We start from the raw sequence: 3980 nt of genomic DNA on the forward strand, positions 1-3980 counted from the left end.
CTATAGTGCAGTCGGCTTCTGACGTTCAGTGCAGCCGTCTTCTGAAAACGACACAATGAATACCGCCCGAGAACTGCGAAGCCCCTCAAAACTATCTCTTGAAACCAAACTCTCAAATCCGTCATAGTGAGATGAGTTTCAAGAGGATTTTATGCTCGTCGGCTATGCTCGCGTCTCCACGCAGGACCAGAACCCCACTTTTCAGCTGGATGCGCTGAATGCAGCGGGATGCGAGCGTGTATTCACAGAGAAGGCATCCGGAGCGCAGCGAGACCGGCCAGAGCTGGCAGCCGCGCTCTCCTTCATGCGTCAGGGCGATAGCCTCGTGGTTTGGAAGCTTGACCGTCTGGCACGTTCTCTGCCGCAACTGATCGAGACCGTGGCGCACCTGGAATCCCACGGGATCGGATTCCGATCGCTGACCGAGGCAATCGACACGACAACGGCCGGCGGTAAGCTGATCTTCCACATTTTCGGCGCACTGGCAGAATTTGAACGATCGGTAATCCGTGAACGTACCCGCGCCGGGCTGAAAGCGGCGCGTGAACGCGGCCGCAAGGGGGGCAGGCCCCCTGCCCTCTCGCCTTCAGACTTGGCGGCGGCGAAGGCCATGTTGCGCGATCCGGCAATCACCGTGGACGAGGTTGCCAGCAGGTTGAAGGTTTCGCCGGCGACGCTTTACCGGCATTTGCCGGGCGGGCGGGGCGGTATCGAGGAGCAGGGGGAGAGTAATGCTCAAGAAGATCATTGCGATTAAGAACGTTGGTCGGTTCCGAAATTCAGCCGCGCCTGGCAATCCGCAGCTCGCCAAGCACACCTTCATTGCCGGCGCGAACGGCTACGGCAAAACGACGCTCTGCGCCGTCCTGCGCTCCCTGCAAACTGGCGATCCGGCCCATGTTCTCGGGCGCAAGACCCTTGGCGCGACCGACGCGCCGGCGATCGAGGTGCTGCTGGACGGCGGGCAAGCCCGCTTCGACGGCACGGCATGGAGTGCGACCAAGCCGGAAATCGCCATCTTCGACGGCGTGTTCGTCGCGGAGAACGTGCATTCCGGCGAAGTCGTGGACATCGAGCACAAGCGCAACCTTTATCGTGTCATTGTGGGCGATGCCGGCGTAAAGCTCGCAGCGCAGGATGCAGATTTGGCCGCTGAAAGCCGCGCCAAGACTGGCGAGATCAGCACGGCCAGCAAGGCGGTTCAGCCGCATGTACCGGTTGGCATGAAGCTGGACGCCTTCATTGCTCTCCCGGAGACAGCCGACATTGCCGCGCAAATCGAGGCGCAGGCGCGCAACGTGGACGCGCTGCGGCAGGCCGGGGCGCTGCGCGCCCGCCCTGCCCTGTCGGAGTTTGCCATTCCGGCGCTTCCAGAGGATTTCGCCGACCTGTTGGCCCGCACCATCGACGACGTTGCACAGGACGCGGAGCAAAAATTGTCGGAGCACCTGGCCGCGCATGGCATGACGGCCAGCGGCGGCAACTGGATCGCGGATGGCCTTGGCCATGCTGACGATACATGTCCTTTTTGCGGGCAAGACATTCGGGAGCTTCCGCTGATCGCTGCGTTCCGGGCTGTGTTTAGCGAGCGCTACAAGGCGCTGGCCGGAGAGATCGCCGCCATGAAAGCGGTTGTCATGCGGGACATGGGCGATGCCGCCTTGGCCCGGCTTGGCACCGTCGCGGAGCAGAACAAGGGCGGCGTCGAGTTTTGGCAGAAATACTGCGCGATTGAGGCCCCTGCCCTCACATTGCCGGCCGAGGTCGTTGAGGCGATCCGCGCGCTGGCCGTCGCAGCGATCGGACTTCTTGACCGCAAGGCGGCCGCGCCGCTTGAACCGATCATGCCGGATGAAGGTTTCAAGGTCGTGCGCGCCGTCTATGACAGCGCAGTCACTGCCGTCGCGGGGGCGAATACCGCGATCCGCGCAGCGAATGTAGGCATAGCCGAAAAGAAGGCGGCCGCCGATGCTGGTGACCTTAAGGTAGCCGAGGCCGAGCTGGCCCGCCTAACGGCGATCCAGACTCGTCACCGCGCAGACGTGTCCGACCTTTGCGCCACCTATACGAAGCTCTCCGGCGAAAAGGACGCCATCGAGGCGCGAAAGGAGGCGGTCCGGAAGCAGCTCGACGCGCACACAAAGACTGTGGTGAAGCCCTACGAGCGCCGCATCAATGACTATCTGGTTGCTTTCAACGCCGGCTTTACTATCACCGAGACCAAACACGCCTATCCTGGGGGTGTTGCCACATCGAGCTACCAGCTCGTTATCAACGACACGGCCGTTGACCTTGGCGACAGCAAGACGCCTGGAGATCGGCCGAGCTTCAAAAACACCCTTAGCGCCGGCGACCGCACCACCCTCGCCCTTGCGTTCTTCCTCGCGCACTTGGAGCGTGATCCGGCGGCGGCCGGAAAGTTGGTCGTGTTCGACGATCCCTTTAATAGTCAGGACGCTTTCCGCCGTCGGCAAACCGTCCATGAAATTATGAAGGTTGCCGGTAAGTGCGCCCAGGTCATCGTGCTGTCGCACGATGCCACTTTTCTCAAGCAAGTTTGGGATAAATCGCCTGCGGCCGAGCGTGTCGCGCTAACTATTGCCGATCACCGTGCCCAAGGCTCCAAGATCATGCCGGTGGACTTGGACCAAGCCTGTCGCGGCCGGACAGCCACTGACATTGACGACCTGCAAACCTATTTGACGACCGGTGCGGGCGGCTTGCTCGACATCATCCGCAAGATGCGTGTCGTCCTGGAAACGCATTGCCGCACGACCTATCCCGGCAGCTTCCTTGCCGATGACTGGTTGGGCGACATGGTGCGGAAGATACGCGAGGGCGGTGATACCCACCCCGCGCAGGCTCTCTATGACGAGCTGGACCAGATAAACGGCTATACGAGCCAGTATCATCACGGAGAAAACCTGACCGACGCCACGCCAGACCAGGTTGACCCTACGGAACTAACTGGCTTCACGCGGAGGACGTTGCGGATTGTGAACGCACTTCAGGCGTAGCGGGATTGTGCACAAGTGCACGTCTGCACAGTCAGGGGCGGCCGCGTTTTTCAAACCAACTCTGGCAGAACTTCACGAAGTGCCGCTCAGGGTTTTTCGGCACGATCTCGTTGTCGCCGAGCCAGCTCCGCCATTCCTGTTCGAGGTAGTGCACATCCCAACCCGGCGCGACATTGCGCGCATCGCCGTAAATGTCCGCATCGAGGTGCCCCGCCCAGGCTTCCGCCTCAGGCAGCGCCGCCTTCATCGTCCCCCGGTTCTGGAAGAGCACCATGTCGTTCTGGCCATCGAAGGTGACGTGATAGTCCGGCAGGTGATCGCTGTGCGCCAGGGAGCGCACCGCACGCCGGAACTCCTTGTCAGACGACTTCGAGCCGGACTTCTTCAGCAGGACTTCTAGCGAGACCTTCCAGGAGGCTTGCTGACCGCAATGCTTGCGCGCCAGCTCGTAGATACGTCGCTCGATGGGCTTGCGGAGCCGAAAGTAGTCCCGGTGCAGGGTCAGCACCTCGTTGTGCCGGATCGCGTTGAACACCCAATCCGACAGCGTGATCTCGCAGGACAGCAAGCGGCCGTCGAGACCGTGCTTCCGGCGGATCGAGGATGAATCGATCAAGCCGAAGGTATCGGTCTGCTCTTCGTCGCCTGTGCGGATATTCGTCGAAATCGTCGTGCCACGTATGCGCTCCAAGGCTTCCTGAAGCGCGGTGTAGTCCTTCCCTGCCGTCCCCCGATTGGCAAAGATCAGCAAATCGCGCGTGTTGATCCGGACCCGCTTCGAGACCGGTTCGCCGTTCTTCAGCTTCGCCATGATCTGCGAGATGCAGTAGATCAAGATATCCTTGTCATAGATCGTCGCGAGCCCTTTGACGCTTGGCGTCACCTGTAGCCACTGACCGTTGTGCTCATAGCGGCGGATGCTCGTCTCCGGCTTCTTCGACAGCGAGTAGAACGGGTGCTCCA

The 3980-nt window shown here is 61.2% G+C and carries 3 protein-coding genes; 2 read left to right on the forward strand and 1 reads right to left on the reverse strand.

The genetic code is table 11. From position 1 onward, the window contains the following. The first annotated feature begins 151 nt into the window (after window positions 1-151). Both V7082_RS21395 and V7082_RS21400 read left to right on the forward strand, forming a co-directional pair. Window positions 152-757: a recombinase family protein gene (locus V7082_RS21395; RefSeq protein ID WP_334151702.1), complete on the forward strand. Its 606-nt coding sequence runs from the start codon at window positions 152-154 to the stop codon at window positions 755-757. Further along, the gene (locus tag V7082_RS21400; protein ID WP_334151703.1) at window positions 732-3017 is read left to right on the forward strand and encodes an AAA family ATPase; all 2286 of its coding nucleotides are present in this window, start codon (window positions 732-734) and stop codon (window positions 3015-3017) included. Before V7082_RS21395 ends, V7082_RS21400 begins: the two co-directional genes overlap by 26 nt. Before the next feature lie 31 nt (window positions 3018-3048). Here V7082_RS21400 and V7082_RS21405 read toward each other — a convergent pair. Further along, window positions 3049-3980 (reverse strand): replication initiator protein A (locus V7082_RS21405; protein ID WP_334151704.1); only part of this gene is annotated, 932 nt, incomplete at its 5' end.

It is taken from the genome of Hyphomicrobium sp. (assembly GCF_036833075.1).
Taxonomy (GTDB): domain Bacteria; phylum Pseudomonadota; class Alphaproteobacteria; order Rhizobiales; family Hyphomicrobiaceae; genus Hyphomicrobium_C.

Coding starts and splice junctions, on each gene's coding strand:
- V7082_RS21395 (WP_334151702.1), top strand. CDS start 152: ATGCTCGTCGGCTATGCTCGCGTCTCCACGCAGGACCAGAACCCCACT.
- V7082_RS21400 (WP_334151703.1), top strand. CDS start 732: ATGCTCAAGAAGATCATTGCGATTAAGAACGTTGGTCGGTTCCGAAAT.